The sequence below is a fragment of the Pediococcus damnosus genome (assembly GCF_001437255.1).
Taxonomy (GTDB): Bacteria; Bacillota; Bacilli; order Lactobacillales; family Lactobacillaceae; genus Pediococcus; species Pediococcus damnosus.
In genome coordinates, this window is the sequence record NZ_JQBD01000035.1 from 1 (window position 1) to 19,130 (window position 19,130).

At 39.4% G+C, this 19,130-nt stretch carries 12 protein-coding genes; 10 read left to right on the plus strand and 2 right to left on the minus strand.

The window, feature by feature from the left end:
• On the plus strand, positions 1–1,104 hold a 1,104-nt coding region (locus tag IV84_RS11010), incomplete at its 5' end, for a hypothetical protein (protein WP_162261348.1).
• Positions 1,105–1,306: 202 nt separating this feature from the next.
• Here IV84_RS11010 and IV84_RS05750 read toward each other — a convergent pair.
• Positions 1,307–1,915: a C40 family peptidase gene (locus IV84_RS05750; protein ID WP_056986239.1), complete on the minus strand. Its 609-nt coding sequence runs from the start codon at positions 1,913–1,915 to the stop codon at positions 1,307–1,309.
• Between the two features lie 166 nt (positions 1,916–2,081).
• Here IV84_RS05750 and IV84_RS05755 point away from each other — a divergent pair, with 166 nt between their 5' ends.
• The 9 genes from IV84_RS05755 (at position 2,082) to IV84_RS05795 (ending at position 17,056) form a co-directional block, all read left to right on the plus strand.
• Complete coding sequence (locus tag IV84_RS05755; protein WP_046871683.1) at positions 2,082–4,451, plus strand: ATP-dependent DNA helicase; 2,370 nt, start codon at positions 2,082–2,084, stop codon at positions 4,449–4,451.
• A 212-nt stretch (positions 4,452–4,663) separates the two neighbouring features.
• Positions 4,664–5,956 (plus strand): NupC/NupG family nucleoside CNT transporter, encoded by a 1,293-nt coding sequence (locus IV84_RS05760; protein WP_046871684.1) that lies wholly within the window; start codon positions 4,664–4,666, stop codon positions 5,954–5,956.
• A gap of 310 nt (positions 5,957–6,266) precedes the next feature.
• Entirely contained in the window at positions 6,267–6,686 is a 420-nt protein-coding gene (locus tag IV84_RS05765; protein WP_046871685.1) for a hypothetical protein, read from the plus strand.
• Entirely contained in the window at positions 6,687–8,864 is a 2,178-nt protein-coding gene (locus tag IV84_RS05770) for a DUF7601 domain-containing protein (RefSeq protein WP_046871686.1), read from the plus strand.
• Positions 8,865–8,977: 113 nt separating this feature from the next.
• Positions 8,978–10,402 carry a SpaA isopeptide-forming pilin-related protein gene (locus tag IV84_RS05775; protein ID WP_046871687.1) on the plus strand — a complete coding sequence of 475 codons (1,425 nt, stop codon included), beginning with the start codon at positions 8,978–8,980 and terminating at the stop codon, positions 10,400–10,402.
• Between the two features lie 106 nt (positions 10,403–10,508).
• Positions 10,509–11,339, plus strand: coding sequence for a class C sortase (locus IV84_RS05780; protein WP_062916590.1), 831 nt, complete (start codon positions 10,509–10,511; stop codon positions 11,337–11,339).
• A 515-nt stretch (positions 11,340–11,854) separates the two neighbouring features.
• On the plus strand, positions 11,855–12,571 hold the full coding sequence (locus tag IV84_RS05785; protein ID WP_046871688.1) for a class A sortase: 717 nt from the start codon (positions 11,855–11,857) through the stop codon (positions 12,569–12,571).
• A gap of 109 nt (positions 12,572–12,680) precedes the next feature.
• Entirely contained in the window at positions 12,681–13,598 is a 918-nt protein-coding gene (gene rihC, locus IV84_RS05790) for a ribonucleoside hydrolase RihC (protein ID WP_046871689.1), read from the plus strand.
• A gap of 164 nt (positions 13,599–13,762) precedes the next feature.
• Positions 13,763–17,056, plus strand: a complete 3,294-nt coding sequence (locus IV84_RS05795; RefSeq protein WP_046871690.1) for an SNF2-related protein — start codon at positions 13,763–13,765, stop codon at positions 17,054–17,056.
• Between the two features lie 443 nt (positions 17,057–17,499).
• Here the strand turns inward: IV84_RS05795 and IV84_RS05800 are convergent, their stop codons facing one another.
• Positions 17,500–18,930, minus strand: coding sequence for an SEC10/PgrA surface exclusion domain-containing protein (locus tag IV84_RS05800; protein WP_056986240.1), 1,431 nt, complete (start codon positions 18,928–18,930; stop codon positions 17,500–17,502).
• Positions 18,931–19,130: the final 200 nt, after the last annotated feature.

A 19,130-nucleotide genomic window follows, 5' to 3' on the forward strand; every position in this document is an offset into this window, starting at 1 on the left:
GCAGATGAAACAGTTTTAGAGGGCCAAAAGGTAACTTTCACCACAAAAGCTGACCCGACCGCAAAAAGTTATCAATGGCAACAATTGATTGATGATGAGTGGAAAGATATCGATGGGGCTGATGAAAATGAGTACACAACTGAAGGTACTGAGGCAGATCAAAGCAAATTCCGTGTGATCGTTGATAACGGCTATGTAACTAAAACATCAAATGCGGCCAGTCTCACTGTTAAAGAATTAGCCAAACCACAGGTTAGTGATAAAACGGTTTTAGAGGGCCAAAAGGCAACATTTACCACAAAAGCTGACTCGACCGCAAAGAGTTATCAATGGCAACAATTGATTGATGATGAGTGGAAAGATATTGATGGCGCTGATAAGAATGAGTACACAACTGAAGGTACTGAGGCTGATCAAAGTAAATTCCGCGTGATTGTTGATAACGGCCATGTAAATAAGACATCAGATGCAGCCAGTCTGACGGTCAAAGAATTAGCTAAGCCTGAAGTTAAAGATCAAACGGTTGCTGAAGGTCAAAAAGCTACATTTGTAGCAAAAGCTGATTCGGACGTGAAGAGTTATCAATGGCAACAGTTGATCAATGGTAAGTGGCAGGATATTAATGGTGCAACAAACCGCAAATATACCACCAAAGGAACAGAAAGTAATCGAAGTAAATTTAGAGTTGTTGTTAGCAACAGCTATGTAACTAAGACTTCAGATGTTGCATTTTTAACAGTCATAAAAAATGGTAATACTGATAATAGTGGATCAGATGGACAAGATTCGCAGAAAGACAATTCTAATGCTGGACAAAGTAGCTCCAAAAATGGCAAAAATCAAGGGAAAGATGCAAATACTGATCAAAGTAATCAAAGCCTGGGGAAAAATGTAAATACTGATCAGAATGATCTCAAAAATAATCAAAACCAAGTGGGCAATACAGCTAAGGCTGCCGATGGCAATGATCAGGATCAAACGCAAAATGATAAGTTACCACAATCTGATGAAAGAAGAGAAATTGGGTTAATGATTATTGGAGGATTACTGCTTGTCTTGACATTGCTTGCAGGACCAATTCTTCGTTTAAGAAAGAAACAATAGAAATAATTGTAGTGTGGATCACTAACGAAAAGGATTAAAAAATTAACATAATCAAAAATAGTACTGATGGGTATTCACGGTTGTGAAATCTATCAGTACTTTTTTTATAAAAAAAGAAGATAGCTAGATTGCTATCTTCTTCATAAAGGAAATCATTTCTTTTTTAGTGTGCTATGTTTAATTTGTACAGTTTGGTTTTAAGCTATTTAAGATCCATCACATGTGCATAGCCTGCAATATAAGGTTTCCAATAAGAAGCCATGTAACTTTCTTTAAGGACACCACGATCTTGCGCATCAATCATTTGGTTATCGCCAGAAACGACAATTCCTACATGATCAATTGAAGCGCCACCGTTGTAACTGAAGAAAACAAGATCTCCAGGCTGAACGTCATCATGAGAAACGTGGTCAAAAGCTGCATATTGAGCTGCGGCCGTTCTTGGCAACGTCTTGTTGTAGGCATTGGCAAACAAGTATTGGGTTAGACCAGAACAATCAAATGTATCTGGGCCAACCGCACCCCAAACGTAATCTTTACCAAGTTGCTTACGAGCCAAGTTAATTAAATCACTGTAGTTTTTAGTCGCTTTCTTATCACTTGTGTCAGCAACGTTTGCTTTAGAATCGGATTTTATTGCTTGGATTTTTTCAGGAATGCTAATCGAAGACAAGGTGTCTGTATGGTTGGCAGTGGCCTGAATGCCCTGAATTGGCTTAATGCTATCCGCCGAAATTGTGGATTGGCCGAAGAAGATCGCCAAAAAGGTTGCAAAGAATAGTAAAATGGGAAATGCAGATTTAGTTTTCATAAATACTCCTTATTTAATGGACCGAATTTATCAATCATAACAGCCTTATGTTACGGGAAGTTAACAAAAATATTTTAAATGTAAGTCTAGATGTTACTAAAGAGTGACCTCAAAAAACGATCAGCTTTTTGAGACACGTTTAACTATTAAAGAAAGGTCGTCGCGGATGGCAGCAAAAAAAATAGGGATTCGAGAACTAGTTGAGTTCGTGCTTCGTGCTGGCGACCTGAATTCATCAAGTAATAGTCAAAATACCGCCTTAGAAGGGGCGCAGATTCATCGGAAGCTGCAAAAGGCGGGTGGTGAAAACTACGAAAAAGAAGTTTACGTCAAACGAACGGTTTCGATGGCTGGTGAAGACTATGTCATTGATGGTCGTGCGGATGGCGTTATTCAAACCGCCGATCAATTATTAATTGAAGAAATTAAAACGTCCGATCCTGATTTTGAGGATCTGTCGGAAAATACACTAACCTTGTATTGGAGTCAGGCCAAAGTTTATGGCGCAATTCTAACCCATGATTTAGATTTGCCAAAAGTCACTTTGCGGTTAACTTATTATCAACGCACAACTGACGAGATTACCAAAACAGAACATACTTACACAAGCGAAGAATTGCAGACGTTTTTCGATGGCTTAATTGAAGAATATCGAAACTGGCTGGTCATGCGCAGTGATTGGCGAAAAACGCGTAACAAAAGTATTAAAGCTTTAAAGTTCCCGTTTGATGAGTATCGCAATGGCCAACGAGATTTGGCTGTCGCCGTCTACAAAACGATTGCGCTAAAAAAGCGGTTGTTTGTGGAAGCACCAACCGGAACGGGAAAAACAATTTCAACACTGTTTCCCAGCATTAAAGCCATGGGAGAGGATCTATGTGACCGGTTATTTTATTTAACGGCCAAACAAAGTACCCGCAGTGTCGCTGAAAAAGGGTTGCAACTAATGGTCGATAAAGGCCTGCAGATTAAAAGCATTACCCTAACTGCAAAGGATAAAATTATTTTTCCCGAAGAAGTGGATGTGGCTCCGGAAGACAATCCTTATATGATTGGTTATTATGATCGCCTGAAGGATGGTATTCGGGATGTCTTTGAACACGAGAACCAGATTACGCGACCAACCATTGAAAAATATGCGAAAAAGCATACCTTAGATCCATTTGAATTTTCACTGGATATCTCGACGTTTATGGACGTCATTATTTGTGATTACAATTATCTGTTTGATCCAATTGTCTATTTACAACGATTCTTCACCCAACCAGAGGATGCCAACTTCTTCTTGGTTGATGAAGCGCATAATTTAGTGTCACGATCTCGAGACATGTATACTGCGCAGGTAGATGATGGGGATACCGACGATTTAATCAAGGCTGGAAAAACGGCGGGCAAAAATGAAGATATTCAGGGAATTACCAACCAATTAAAGAAAGTTCAAACCGTTTTTGATCAAGTGAAAATTCCATTGACGGAGCAACATAAAACGCAGGCGGTGACGACCGAAGAGCTGACTGGTTTTCGGCATGGCCTAGAAAAATTTAATAGTTTTGTACAGGATTGGTTACCAAAACAGCCGCAAACCCCATTCACCTCCCAAATCTTGGATTTTTATTTCACATTATTAAGGTACGTCAAAATCTCGGCGTTCTACGATGAAAGTTATCGTGTAATTGTGACAATTGAGGAAGATCAAAGTGTGAGTGTCAAAGAGTTGTGCTTAGATCCAAGTCCATACTTAGATATGTCATTAAAAATGGGTCGGGGTGTGGTCTTCTTTTCAGCAACGCTGTCACCGATGGATTATTTCAAAGAAACGCTGGGATGTGCCGAAAATGGATTGAGTTTGCAGTTAACTTCGCCATTTTTAGAACAACGCCAAAATATTTTAATCACGCAATATGTAAACACGACTTATCATCAGCGGGAAAACAGTTTAGGTAGCATTGTCGACAGCATTTTTGAAATGGTAAACGCCAAACAAGGAAATTATTTAATTTTCTGTCCCTCATACAAATACATGACGCAAATTGAGAATGCGTTTCTCCAAAAATATCAGCAGTTCAACGTGATTGAACAAAGTAATCAAATGAATGAAGCGGCTCGAAAAGAATTTCTCGATGCCTTTGCTAAAAACTATCCGCATTCCTTGATCGGATTTAGTGTGCTGGGCGGCATTTTTTCGGAAGGCATTGATTTGGTGGGTGACTACCTCATTGGCGTGGCAATTGTGAGCGTGGGGTTACCGGGATTGAGTGATGAACGCAATTTACTCCGCGATTACTTCGATCAAAAAAACGGCAAAGGATTTGAATATGCCTACCAGTTGCCAGGGATGAATCACGTGTTGCAGGCGGCGGGGCGTTTGATTCGTAGCGATCAGGATGCCGGCAACGTGGTATTGATGGACAATCGCTTTGGTAATCAACGGTATACCCGTTTGTTTCCAAGACATTGGCAACATTATCAACGCGTGTATTCGGTGGAACAGTTAGCGAAAAATGTGCAAGGATTTTGGCAAAAGCTGGACGAATAGTCTCAGAAAATAAAATTACTTATTTTTTCTGAAAATTGTGTAGAAACTCGGATAGGGAGTTTTTACACAATTTTTGTTTTAAAGTAAACAAGTTTAACCGGGAACAAACGATTTCTTACATTGGCTGTTTACAGGGGTACGCTTAATCGGTATATTATATAAGGAGCATTTTAATTATTGGGAGCATACATATAGGAAGAGGAGCTAGCAGAATGGGAAATGGCAGATATTTAATTGTTAATATTATTGGAATTTTTGTATTTATTGGTGTCGCATTTTTGTTCTCCAAAGATAAGAAACACGTTGACTGGCGTTCAGTCATTACAATGTTAGTGATCAACATTTTCTTGGCTTGGTTTTTGACCGGCTTTTCGATCGGAATCGACGGAGTGAAAGCTGCAGCCGGCGCATTTAACTGGATGGTTCAAATTTCGTATTCAGGAATCGGTTTTGCCTTAGCCAGTTGGGTGAAAGTTAAACCAATGGATTTTGTCACTAGTTCATTGTTACCAATTTTGATGATCGTGCCATTATTCGATATTTTAACTTATATTGGGTTTTTACCTTGGTTAATTAAATGGGTTGGTCGCGGTTTGGCATTTATTACCCGTCAACCAAAATTCGAATCATTTTTTGCGGTTGAAATGATGTTCCTTGGTAACACCGAAGCCTTGGCAGTTTCTAGTCTTCAATTGAAACAGATGAAGGCCCAACGTTTGGTGACAATCGCCATGATGTCAATGAGTTGTGTGACGGCTTCAATTCTTGGTGCGTATATGCAGATGATGCCTGGCGAGTATGTAATCGCCGCGGTGCCAATTAACATTGTGAATGCAATTATTGTCACCATTATTTTGAATCCTGTTACGGTGACTCCAGAAGAAGATACAATCGCTAAACTTGGTGGCAGTGCGCAGGTTGAAGAAAATACGCAGACTACAGAAACGAGTGGTTCTGAAGACTTGGCAGAAGATCAAGTTAAAGCAGATATGAAACCTAAGAAAGAGCCATTCTTCTCATTCTTGGGAGATTCAATTCTTGGTGCTGGTAAACTGGTTTTGATTATTTTAGCCAACGTAATTGCCTTCGTGGCCTTGGCTAAATTGATTGATTCTTGTTTACAATTAGTAGCGCCATGGTTGACGATGGAAAACATTTTGGGTGTTATCATGTTTCCCTTTGCTTGGCTCTTGGGCTTGGATGTGCCAACGGCCTTTAAATTTGCGCAGTTCATGGGAACCAAATTAGTGACCAACGAATTTGTGGTCATGGGGAAAGTTTCCCCCGTTATTTCAACATATGCGCCTCATTTTAAGGCTATGTTAACAGTTTTCTTAACTTCTTTCGCAAACCTCTCAACGACCGGGATGATTATTGGAGCGTTCAAGGGAATTGTGGATCGTAAGAAAAACGATGTGATTTCAAAAAATGTTGGCTACATGCTGTTATCCGGTGTGTTAGTTTCACTGATGTCAGCTGGAATTGTTGGGCTGTTCAGTTGGTAGAATAAATTAAATAACTAATTTAATCCCCTTGGGGTTAATAAATGAAAATCATTTATTAACTTCGAGGGGATTTTTTTATCCAAAATGATAACGATTTTGACCACAACATTCTGTGGTTGAGGTTTTGCAAATTTCAGAATAGTTTTTATTTTTATAAAATTAAAAAGATAATGTACTTAACCATAATATTATCGTAATCATAAGAAAAGTGTGGTCATATTGGTTTTATCTAAATAAACACCATGTTATGATTCATATAAGAAATATTGAAGAGCCGACCACACACAACATTTTATAGGAGGATAACTGTATGGCCATCAGGAGAGTTTACTCGGTCTTAATGATCTGTTTGTTACTCTTTGGAATTGGATATCCCGCTACGGGAGCCTTTGCTGAAGGAGACAAAGATGATCAATTTAAGATCACAGAAACAGAGTTTACAAACGAAAATGACGAAAAGTTGGAGGAAGTTGATGCAGATCAGCAAGTGAATGCTAAATTTCACTTGAAGATGACGGGAAAACAAGCCCGTGAAAATGATAGTACATCAATTAAATTGCTTGGAACAGACAGTTTAACTTTAAAAAAAGAGACACAAACACTTAAACCAGAAGTGGTTAATGGAACCTTTGTAAAGGCTCCAGCAATGACCTTTCAACATGATGCAGCACTTAATAGTTACATGCTGAAATGGAACAAAAAAGATTTCGAAAATATTGAAGATGATTAGGTGTTTAATTATGAGATAGCGCTTCCACTAGAAATCCAAAGTATTACAAAAGATTTTGAAGCTGATTTAGAAATGAAATTTAGTGGTTTGAAGGAAAACGTTAAATTTGGTTCTCTTTCATTCCTGGCACCGGTAGAAAATGAAAAAGTAGAATCAGAGGATAGTTCAGCAACTGAAAAAGAATCTGAAACTTCTAAAGAAGAAAGTCAAAGTAGTGGAAGTACTGAATCAGAAGATAACGACGATGCGGACACTGATGTTGACCAAAATAGTAGGGCAAGAACGAATAGTGATACCGGTAGTGCTACAGAAAAGGCAACACGTGCAGTAACAGAAATTCCTTTACCAGAATTTCCAGATCGATCTGGTAACCCATTAGGAGTTGCAGCTAACTTTCATATTTTTGCGGAAAATTTTGCAAGAGGTGGGAATGCGCATACCAGTGGAAATATTGCCGTTAATTCTTTGACTAACGTATCTGAAATTGGTAATGAAGGACGTGATACACGTTGGCAAGAAACAAGTTACGTAAAAGCGTATGACGGACGTCGAGATCGGCTTACCTTCAGAGCAGCCGTTTTTGGAAATGAGCATTCACTTACGGATATTAATAATGGTGCTCAGACTTTCTTGACTGGTGGGCCTTTAGGAACTGGACGGGTTAGTTATCAATATAATAATAGTGGTGACAACATTACAGGAGCCGCAATTAATGGTAATTGGATTGATGTCACAGATACTTTGACAACCTTAAAGCAAACAAGAGATAACCTAGTTAATACCCCTTATGCCATTGATTTTGATGACACTCGCTATTTAACAGAAGATAGCAATGGATTGACATTAAACTTTGAAGATGAAGCGGTACAAAATACTTTTGTAATTAAAGTAAGTAATAGTCAAATAGCGGGTAAGACCTTAAATATAAAATTAAGAGATGAACAAAATGTTATCTTTGTTGCTACACCGGACAAAGATAGTGGTGCACTAGGTAGTGCCCACATGCATGTATATGTGGATGGCGAGCTTATTGGACCTGATCCCGAAGCTGGGAAAGGAACCCGATATAATTATTCAATTTTATGGGCAATTCCAGAAGGGTCCGAAGAAGTGAACCTTGTTGGAAATATGTTCTTTGGATCTGTATTGGCACCTTCTCAAACCGTACAAAGTTATACGAACTTCAATGGAACAATTGTTGCAGATACTTACTTGGGATCATCTGCAGAAACCCATTCTTGGACGTATAACCCTACAACAGAAGTTGAGCCAGAACCAGAAGAGACTCAATTAGTTGTTAAAAAGACAGTCGAAGGTAGTGATGATGATAAGAATAAAGAATTCAAGTTTGTTATCACTCGTTTAGATGAAGAAAATTTTGACGGCACCTTAAAAATGAAAATCAATGGTCAAGGTGAGGAAATAAATCTTAAATTTACAGATGGTAAATCAGAAGAAATCACCTTAAAGCATGGACAATATGTCTCATTAGTTGTACCAAATGGTTCGAGGTTCTCGATTAACGAAACAGAAGCTCACGGTGCAAGTACAGGTATTGAAATTGATGGCAATGCTGTTGAGTCAGACAATCGAGAAACTGGACCAGTTCAAATGGGTGAAGCCGATAAAGGCCAAAGTCACATCGTTGATTATACGAATAAATTTGAAGAAGAACCAGAAACCAAGGATCTTCAGATTAAGAAAACGGTGACTGGCGATGTTCCTCATGGGACTAAATTTAAATTCAATTTAAGTATTGATCCTAAAAAAGCTGGTACCTATAAATATACTGCTGGTGATGGCAGTGAACAAGATATCACTTTTGATGAAGATGGAAAATCTACCTCTTCAATTGAACTAGAGGCTGATCAAACAGCAACTATTAAAGGGTTGCCTAAAGATGCCAAGGTAACAATTACAGAAATTGATGCGGATGGTTATAAAACAACGATTAAGCATGACAATAATGGTGCTGAAGAGAAAAAAGAAATTACAATTGATTTTACAACCATCAATTCTAATTCCACATCTGTCGTGTTTAATAATCACTTAACTAAACCAAATATGCCTGTTACGGGTGGAATTGGTAATCTCATATTTATCCTTGTTGGATTGCTGGTAGTAGCTGTTGGAGGTTACTTACTTTATAAAAACCGACGAGGTAATGTGAATGGATAATTGGATTATTCTGCCACATATATTGGGACGACGAGGTTAAGTTGGTTCCTATTAAAAATTAGGCAACAAAAAATCAAAGAGGGTAATAGCTAGACATTATAGGAGGAAAACACATGATAGCAACGAAAAAAGGATTTTTCAAAAAGATTGGAGCCGGTCTGCTGGTTGCAGCAGCAATGGCACCGCTGGCACTCGGGTTGACGAGCATTAAGAGTGTGAGTGCAGCTGATGATAAAGTTACAGTGAGTTTGCACAAGATGGTGCGAGACCAAGGTACTACGGGAGGTATTACTAGTGATGGTACTAACCAAGGAACTATTAATGGTTTCAGTGACTGGAATAAAAGCAGCCACGGAGATGTAGAATTTTCTATTTATAGTGTAGATTCAGCATTTACGGCCTGGAAAGCTAAGCCAGGAACACCAAGTTATGATAATGATGGGGATGCATTTAATGCTTTCCAAAAATACATTTTAGATTTTGGCGATGACCATACAGCGCTACTAGCAGACTTAGGTATAACAGAGGCAGACCAAACAATTGATTCACGAAAAGATGAGAATAATGCTAATTTGTTTAATTTTACTCAAATTACAAATAGTGGTAAATACATGATTCTTGAAACATATGCAGATGCAAGTCACACAACTACCAAAGCAGCGCCAATTGTCTTCAACTTACCTTTAGAAAAAGCTACCGGTGACACAGTTCATTTATATGCTAAGAATGATGTGCCAAAAACAGATCCAGAACTTGAAAAGAAAATGGAAAATCCTAATGAACCAGGAGAATTTATTTTTAAATCAGGAATTAAGTTTACTTTAACTAAAGACACAGGAGATTTTACACCTGTAGAATCTTCTACAAATGCTCAAGGTAGAATTAAGATTGAAAATCTGGCTGCAGGAGATTATACATTAACAGAAACCGCAGTGGATGGATATACACCTATTACAATTAAATTTAATGTCTCGGGTGGAAATATCACGATCACTGACTCACCAGATGATGTACACGCAAAAAAGGAAGGTAGTGTATGGACAATTTACGCAAAAAACTTCCTTAAATTTGGTGAAAAAGACTTCACAAAAATTGATAGTAAAGATAGTGAAAAATTGGCCGGTGCTGTTTTCTATGTAAAAAATAATTCAGTACTTGGTCAAGGAGAGTTCGCACAATTTGAAGGTGGTAAGTTTGTGAAATGGGTGGCAAACAAGGAAAATGCAACGCCATTCACATCTGGTGATGGAGATAATGGCACTACATTAGGTGCATTTAATATTCCATTAATGCCTTATGGAACTTACTATCTAGAAGAAGATGTGGCTCCAAATCACTATGGTAAATTAGATAGTACTATTCCATTTACTATTGATGGAGACTCAGAAGCAGAAGCAGCAAAAGAAATTAAGAATACAAAATATGACTTACCAATTACTGGTGGTATGGGAATCTGGGTATTCGTCCTTGTCGGTGCAGTATTGATGGGTGGCGCAGGATTCTACTACTACAAATCACGTAAAAATAAATTAATTTAATCACTAATTTAATTTTTACGACATAAGTTTCATTAACAATAAGGATGGTTACGACGCATCCTTATTGTCATACATAAATAGAAAAACTTAAATTTTATTAAAGGAGGTGTTAGTCATTAAAAAGAAATGGCTAAAACGGACAATTGCAACGCTAATATTTGTTATCGGATTGGGGATCATTTCGTTCCCGTTCGTTTCAAACGCAATGTCGCAACAACAACAGTACCGCATGATCGACACATATAATAGTGTTTCACGACATAGTAAACAGGCAGTCGTTGTTTCCACCTCCCAAATTAATAAAACGTTATCTTGGTTCAAAAATCCATTTCAGCAGTTTAATGTTAAAAAAGTGGATGAAGATAAAAAATCAAATACAATCAACGGAATGCTGACCCAAGTTGAAATGTTGGGAACCATCAATATTCCTGGCATTGATGCCAAGTTACCGATCTTTAAAGGAACCGACGATCTGCAACTTAGTGAAGGCGCTGGTCTCATGGAAAAGACGTCCCCACTAGATGGAAAAAAGGGTTCGCATAGTGTGGTTACGGCTCATCGTGGCTTACCTGGAAGTAAACTTTTTACTGATTTACCCAAACTAAAAAAGGGTGACCGTTTCTTCATTAATTCTAAAGGTAAGAAAATGACCTATAAGGTTGATCGAATTAAGACGATTACGCCAGATGAGCTCGGTAATTTTGCGAAGGATGATAAGTATAATTACGTAACGCTGATGACTTGTACGCCATACATGATCAACAGTCATCGGTTGTTGGTTCGGGGACATCGAATTCCAAACGAAAAAGAACCAGCACCTAAGCAACAAATTCCATGGATATGGATTGGCCTAGGGGTCGTTGTGGCCGGTGGTGCCGCATACGGTGGTTATCGTTGGTATAAAAAAAGACGATCTGGATATGTGAAAAAGCATTAGGAGCCAGTCCGACTAGCCATTTTAATGGCGTAGCGAGGATGGACATCCGTCTTGAAGATAAGATTTTGCGAGAGCAAAATAGACCTTAGATTTTGAAAAGGAGCCAGTCCGACTAGCCATTTTAATGGCGTAGCGAGGATGGACATCCGTCTTGAAGATAAGATTTTGCGAGAGCAAAATAGACCTTAGATTTTGAAAAGGAGCCAGTCCGACTAGCCATTTTAATGGCGTAGCGAGGATGGACATCCGTCTTGAAGATAAGATTTTGCGAGAGCAAAATAGACCTTAGATTTTGAAAAGGAGCCAGTCCGACTAGCCATTTTAATGGCGTAGCGAGGATGGACATCCGTCTTGAAGATAAGATTTTGCGAGAGCAAAATAGACCTTAGATTTTGAAAAGGAGCCAGTCCGACTAGCCATTTTAATGGCGTAGCGAGGATGGACATCCGACATGAAAATAAGATTTTGCGAAGGCAAAATAGACCTTAGATATTGAAAAGGGAGGGCATGAGTAGATGAGTCGAAAAGCAAAAAAGTGGTTAGTAGCTGGAATCTTTTGTATCGGTTTGATAATTGCGATGGTCGGATTATTGAGTAATCCTTTAATTGAGCACATGGGTAATGAAGAAGTCGAAAATATGACGCCAAAAAAGGTGGAAGCTTCCAAACGAAAACCAGCTAACTTTGACTACTCCTCTGTCGAAATGCTAAATCCGGCCAGTGTTAGTGTTGAGGCTGCCAAGAATGCCACAAAGGGATTTACCAATGGTCTTTCTCAGGGTGATGATGCCGGTGACTATGCACCCCTTGGCAAAGTTTCCATTCCAAGCGTTGCCCTCCGTTTGCCAATTGGAAAAGGGTTAGGGCACGAAGTCCTTTCACGCGGTGCCGGTACCATGAGCGAAGACCAACAAATGGGGCAGGGTAACTATGCCATATCAGGGCATTATATGACGAATACCCGAATTTTATTTTCACCCCTTAAACAAGTCAAAATTAGCGACATGATCTATTTAACGGATATGAAAAAAGTTTATCGCTACCGCACATACAGTAAGCGAACCGTTCCTAAGAGTGAAGTTGAAGTGCTTAAAGAAGTCGCTGGTAAAAAAGTGGTTACGTTAATTACCTGTGCGTCACCGGCTACAAATGAACCCAATCGAATTGTTGTCCAGGGTGAATTGGTGGGAACCAGCACTAATTTAAACAAGTACAAGAATATTTTTGGTTAAGTTTAAACGCTTGTGAGATCCCACCCAAGCACTTAAGACTATTAATAATCCGAGAATCCAGTACAATGGAAGTGTACTGAATGGAGTTAATAGATGGGGGATAATAAAAATGACCACCAAAATAATTATGGACTGTGATCCAGGAATTGATGATGCTGCTGCGATTTCGGTGGCTTTAAACAATCCGGCGCTTGCCGTTAAATTAATCACAACGGTTGCTGGAAATGTGACCGTGGACAAGACCACCAAGAACGCCTTGAAACTCGTCCACTTTTTCAATAAGAAAGTGCCAGTTGCCAGTGGTGCCGAACAACCTTTGATCAAACCATTTGAAGATGCTGCCCGAATTCACGGTGAATCAGGGATGCCCGGATATAATTTTGACGAACTGGTTGGCGACACGGTTAAACATACTGCTATGGAAGCTTTGTATCAGACAATTATGAAAAGCCCAGAACCAATCACTTTAGTGCCAACGGGAGCTTATACCAATATTGCTTTGTTGTTGGCAACGCATCCTGAAGTTAAACCGAAAATTTCGCGAATCATTGCGATGGGTGGTTCCTTGGGTCGCGGTAATATGACCAGTGCTGCCGAGTTTAACGTGTATACGGATCCGGATGCGGCACAGATTATGTACAATTCTGGGATTCCGATCGTGATGATTGGGCTGGATGTTACGATGAAAGCTTTACTAACGCAAAAAACGTTAAATACCGTTGGGACGTTAGGTGAAGCGGGCAACATGCTGGCTTCCATTTTTAAGCATTATTATGAAGGTCATGAAGGTGGTATTCCGATGCATGATGTGAACACAATTTGTTATCTATTGCATCCTGAATTTTATCAAACTGCCAGGTACTGGATTGATATTCAAACGAGTGGCCCGGCCATTGGGGAAACGGTCGCTGATATTCGGGGCGCTTATCATCTGGGGAACACCAATGCCCAAGTTGCCGTTGGTATTGATGCGGATGACTTCAATCAGTGGTTTATTGAAGAAGTTCAGAATATGAAAACTGAATAAATTGAACTTAAATTAAGTTAAAAGCTTTTTGTAAATGAGGTGAGCAAGGCGCCTCGTTTTCAAAAAGCTTTTTGATTCCGGCCATCGCTGCTAGTAATTCCCGTCCGGGGTAGTGTATAATGGACTCTGTAGTGATAAAGATATTGAGAAGTTGGAGCGATTAAATGTATCGAAGAAAAATGCCCGCGAAAATTTGGGCGCGCGGCAAGAAAATTGTTCAAAATGATAAAGTTCATATTGAAAAGATTGATAAAACGAATAAAGTGGTCAAGGCGACAGTTTTTGGGACGTATCCGTATGCCGTGGAAGTTAATCAAGCTGATCCAGATGCTGATTCTTGTGAATGTCCGTATTTCCCAGGGAATGGCTACTGCAAACACATTGCGGCTGTGATTGAATATTTCAAAGCACAAAATACACCGATTGAAGCCTTATTTGATAATGATGAATCGAATGCCCTCGATGATGGGAAAACAACAATGTCCACACATTCTCATTCGAAGCCAGTAACCAACTTTCCCGAAATTAGAATGGTACATAGAAAAAAGCCCCAGGCTGATGAGTATGGTGAGCTGTTTTTGAAGAACCTAGATATTCCTGAAAAGCAGTATTTTCAACCCCTACCAGAAGCGGCTGCTGAGCCCTTAAGTTTAGAAGTGACCTTAATGGTCGGTCAAGTTAATGAAGGTTTGGACTACGATACCTTAGAAAATCGATTTTTTATAAAATTCCGAGTGGCCGCTCAGTCTGACCAAAGATTTTATATTGTTAATAATTTAGATCGCTTTTTTGAAGCTTATAAAAATAATGACGTGTTTCAAACGGCTGGTAAAGCTGACTTTCAACTAGGTAAATCGGCATTTTCTGAAACTGATCAGAAATTGTTGGATTTCATTGTTGAAGCTGGCAAACCTGATTTTACCGGGAACAGCACCCTTAGTCCCAGCAAGTATTTATTGCTATCAACGTCACATGTTTCACAATTCTTCAAACTTTTTGAAGAGTTACCTGATTTTAAATTTCAACAAGCAGAGCATAAAACGGTTTTTAATGAGATTATCTACAAACAATTCCAACCAGATGATGGGTTGCTTGAAGGCACGTTGGCCCAAGACGACGGCTACAAATTAACGATTACAAGTCATGTGCAAACCTACGTTGCTGCTAACGCTGTTTTGATTGTGCAAAATAAGTTGTATCAAGCGACACCTCGGCAAATGGACACCGTTAAACAGATTTTGAGTGCTTACAACACAATTATGGGTAATGAAATTACGCGTAAGCTGCGTCAAGAAGCCGATGTCGCTGACCCAGCGGCGATGCATTTTGCGTGGGGTAGCGAAACTGAATTAAACGACTTCATTGAATTCTTTAAAGAAGTCGGCGTTATTACCGTGCCCAAGGTGTTTATGACCAATCAAATGACCCCTCATTTTGATCTAAGTAAAAATGGTAATGAACTTCAATTAGAGTTGAATTACGAATACGATGGCGAGTTGATTTCGAGTGCCAATATTGGCAAATACTCGAAGGCCAGCCGTAATTTAGATAAAGAAAAACAAACCAAGGATTATTTAGCGAGTTTGAAATTTAAACCGCAAAATGATGTATGGGTTAAGAACTTTGATCAAGAAGATGTGTTATATCGCTTCTTTATGCAGGAATTACCTAACCTGCGGGCAAATGGGATCGTTGCCGTTTCAGAAGATCTCCAAGCATTATTGCATGATTCGAATGACTTGAAGCCAGCGGTGGATGTTTCTGAAAAGGACGGCTTATTGACAGTTAAGTTTTCGGTGGATGGCGTTAGTGAAAACGACGTTGACCACATGCTGGAACAACTGGATGTGGAACAACCGTACATTTCCCAATCTGATGGTTCAATTATTCTGGTTGATGACGAATTTCGGAAGGTTAGCAAGGCCCTGCTCAAGATTCGAAAACAAGGTAAGTTTAAACATGGTGAAATGCAGGTCCATGCTTCCCAAGCGCTTGCGGTTCAAGCAGCTTTAAAAGATACGGCGAACTTTGATGAAAAGTTTCAAGCATTGTCTACCAACTTAGCCCACCCAGAAAAATTCGAAGTTAAGACGATTAATCCGGTTAACGGAACGTTGCGTCCTTACCAAGAAGTAGGGGTCAGATGGTTAGAAATGTTGGATTCCTACAACTTCGGCGGGATTTTGGCCGATGAAATGGGACTCGGTAAAACAATACAGATGATCGCCTTTTTGATGAATCATTTGGATGAAAGCAAGCCAGATTTGATCGTGTCACCAGCTTCCCTAATTTATAACTGGCAAGAAGAATTCGCGAAGTTTGCGCCGAATGTGACGACCCAGGTAGTGGATGGCAACAAAGAAAATCGCCGTGAATTGATTGAAAAGGGTAAAACGGAAGTCTTAATCACGAGTTACAACAGTGCGCGTTTGGATGTGGCCGAATATAACGAGCGCAAGATCAATTACTTGGTTTTGGATGAAGCGCAATATGTTAAAAATGCCAGTACCAAAACGAATCAGAGCATTCGCAAACTAACACCGAAAAATACTTTCGCGTTATCAGGAACGCCCATTGAAAATCGGGTGGAAGAGTTATGGGCAATTTTTGAAATCATTATGCCCGGACTATTACCTGGCAAAAAGGCGTTTAAAAAGCTCTCGCCCGAAGAAGTGGCCGTGCGGGTTAAACCGTTTATTTTAAGACGGGAAAAATCGGTTGTGCTGAAGGATATTCCGGCAAAAGTGGAAACTAATTTGTATAATGAGCTAACTACGAAACAAAAGACCGTTTATTTAGCGCAATTGAAGCAAATGCAGGTTAAGGTGCAAGGGATGACTAGCACCAGTTTTGTGAAAAATAAGTTGGCCATTTTGGCCGGGCTCACGCGTTTGCGCCAGATTTGTGATACGCCGTCCTTGTATATGGACGAGTATCGGGGTGATTCTGGTAAGCTGGAGCAATTATATGAAATCTTGCGGCAGGCGGAAGAAAATGACCGGCACGTTTTGATTTTTTCACAATTTACCAGCATGCTGGATATTATCGGCAACGAATTAACCAAACAAAAAATGGATCATTATGTGTTACAGGGAAGCACCAAACCTAAAGAACGATTGGATATGGTCAATGAGTTTAACGCTGGCGAGAAGAATATTTTCTTAATTTCGCTAAAAGCCGGCGGAACCGGATTGAATTTGACCGGCGCTGACATGGTGATCTTGGTAGACTTGTGGTGGAATCCGGCCGTTGAGGATCAAGCCACAGCGCGGGCCCATCGAATTGGCCAGACCAAGAAAGTTGATGTTTTCCGTTTAATCACAAAGGGAACCATTGAAGAACAAATCTATAAGTTACAGGAGAAAAAACGTAACTTTGTGGATCAAGTGCTGAGTGGTACTGAAAATAAAGGATCGTTGACTGAAGAAGAAGTTCGTTTGATATTAGGAATTGAATAACATTTTGTGTAGTCACCCTAAAGGTTGGAAGTGCAATGTGACGCTAATTACTGTCATTAACAGTTCAGTTTACTGAAATTAGGTTAACTGCCGTTCTCCGGCTCACTTGGCCTGAAACGGGGTGCGAGTTCTTGCGGCTATCTTTGCCACAAGAATCGACAGCGTATGAAGCATTGCGGGTTTTCGGTACGAAAACCGACCTTTATGCGTAATAGCGGGCACGATTTGAAGCCAAGCAGGTCACTTGTCTTCAAACTCGACCTTTATCTAAGCAAAAATCGCTAAGATAAATTTCACCCCCTGAGGCCAAACGCCTCCGAACTGGGGAAGTCGCTGTCTTTTTAACCTTTTTGTAGTTACTAAAATAAGCTCCGTTATTGGATTAAAAACCAGTAACGGAGCTTATTTTTTAGTTTTAAAATTAACTCATTAATTGATAAAGACTAGTTTGATGGTATTGCGTAAGTTGTCTTCGTATTAAACTTGGAAGGAGTCGTAATGTAAAATGGATCGTTAGGAATCAATTCATAATGAGTCTGATAGGCGTAACGATCACCATCAGTAAAATGTTGGGCAGCAAACCCAAAGTAAGTTTTCTTTTCAGTGTGGCATCCCGCGATTGATTGGGCATGGCCATATGAACTCCCGGCATCTTTAAATAAGAAAATAAGCATTGATTGATAGATGCCACCCTTTAAGTCTGCCAATGTGTTGTATTCAGATTTGTTAGTACTTTCCAAGACAGACAGGTTTTCATAGTATTGTTCATCGGCATTTAGACCAAATGATTTGGCTGCCTTTTGAATGGCCGGAACATCATGAGCACTCTTCTCCATAAGATTCCAATTGTCAGCCATGTAGCCTTTATTAACAGCAGAGGCAAAGTCAATGGCACCTTTTGAAACAGTCACACCAGGATTGCCAGCTTGTTTGCGAATGTTATTAATTAATTGAGCCGCAAACTGAGTTAATTGTAACTGAATTGTTGATGATAATTTGTTTACATCATCAATTTTTACAGCCTGGTCACTTGATGATTGTTTATAAGTTTGAGCTGAACCAGTTTTTGCAAATTTATCAATGGCCTTAGCATCATTAGTTGTACTTTTACCAGCATCAGCATCTTTTGCATATTTTGCTAAAGCGGAGTAATAGCCAGCAGGTAACTTAATTGAGTTCTTATCAGCAGCAACACTTGGTTTTATAATTGTTGTTTTGGCTGGTTTTACGTAAGCACCTTTTGTGACGTAACCATGCCATACATAGCCATTAACCTTACTATTGTTCTTATCAATTACATGATAATAATTACTCTTGGCGCCCTTAGGTGATTTCCAAGTAATCGTCTGATCTACGTACCAAGTGGTGGTTGGGTAGTTCTTTAAATTATGAACAGCCTTTTTATGACCGGTATTCCAAACGGATACGGACTTGCTGGAAGCGCGGTGATATTGAACTTTACCATATTTGTGATTGTATGTAACGGTATAACCGGGAGCTTTGTAAGCACCTTTTGTCACATAGCCAGTATAAACGTAGCCATTGATCTTAGAGTTTTTTGAATCTTTCACATAGAAATAATTAGTTTTCTTACCATTATGTTTGAGTGTAATCTGCTTGGTCACATTCCAAGTTGTTTTGGAATAGTTTTTAAGATAATGTAGTGCCTTAGTATGACTGGCATTCCAAACTGTCCCAGTTGAACTCTTCCGATGGTAAGCCGTTTTCTTAATGTTGCGACTGGCTACTTTCTTGTAACTAGAACTAGCCTGAACGCTGACGGCTTGACCCAAAAGTGAAGGCGTGATCACACCAGCACCAACCATGTTGACGGAAGCCAACGTAGCTACTGCAATTTTACTTAGTTTGTTCATTGCAAATCCCCCTATAGTTTATATAACATCTAAATGATAGCACTTTTATTCTTTATAGTGTATACAAATTTGGAATTCTAATTAATCTTGCTATAAGAATATTCATAAACTCGTTATTTTTAATATTCATTTAAAGTTGGATGCTTAACCTAATCTTGAGGAATGCTGGAGTTAGTGTAAGGTTTTCCTAGATGGTCAAT

Bases quoted from the DNA above. Each gene is read 5' to 3' on its own strand.
- IV84_RS05795 (WP_046871690.1), top strand. From the start codon at position 13,763: ATGTATCGAAGAAAAATGCCCGCGAAAATTTGGGCGCGCGGCAAGAAA.
- IV84_RS05775 (WP_046871687.1), top strand. From the start codon at position 8,978: ATGATAGCAACGAAAAAAGGATTTTTCAAAAAGATTGGAGCCGGTCTG.
- IV84_RS05800 (WP_056986240.1), bottom strand. From the start codon at position 18,930: ATGAACAAACTAAGTAAAATTGCAGTAGCTACGTTGGCTTCCGTCAAC.
- IV84_RS05755 (WP_046871683.1), top strand. From the start codon at position 2,082: ATGGCAGCAAAAAAAATAGGGATTCGAGAACTAGTTGAGTTCGTGCTT.
- IV84_RS05765 (WP_046871685.1), top strand. From the start codon at position 6,267: ATGGCCATCAGGAGAGTTTACTCGGTCTTAATGATCTGTTTGTTACTC.
- rihC (WP_046871689.1), top strand. From the start codon at position 12,681: ATGACCACCAAAATAATTATGGACTGTGATCCAGGAATTGATGATGCT.
- IV84_RS05750 (WP_056986239.1), bottom strand. From the start codon at position 1,915: ATGAAAACTAAATCTGCATTTCCCATTTTACTATTCTTTGCAACCTTT.
- IV84_RS05760 (WP_046871684.1), top strand. From the start codon at position 4,664: ATGGGAAATGGCAGATATTTAATTGTTAATATTATTGGAATTTTTGTA.
- IV84_RS05785 (WP_046871688.1), top strand. From the start codon at position 11,855: ATGAGTCGAAAAGCAAAAAAGTGGTTAGTAGCTGGAATCTTTTGTATC.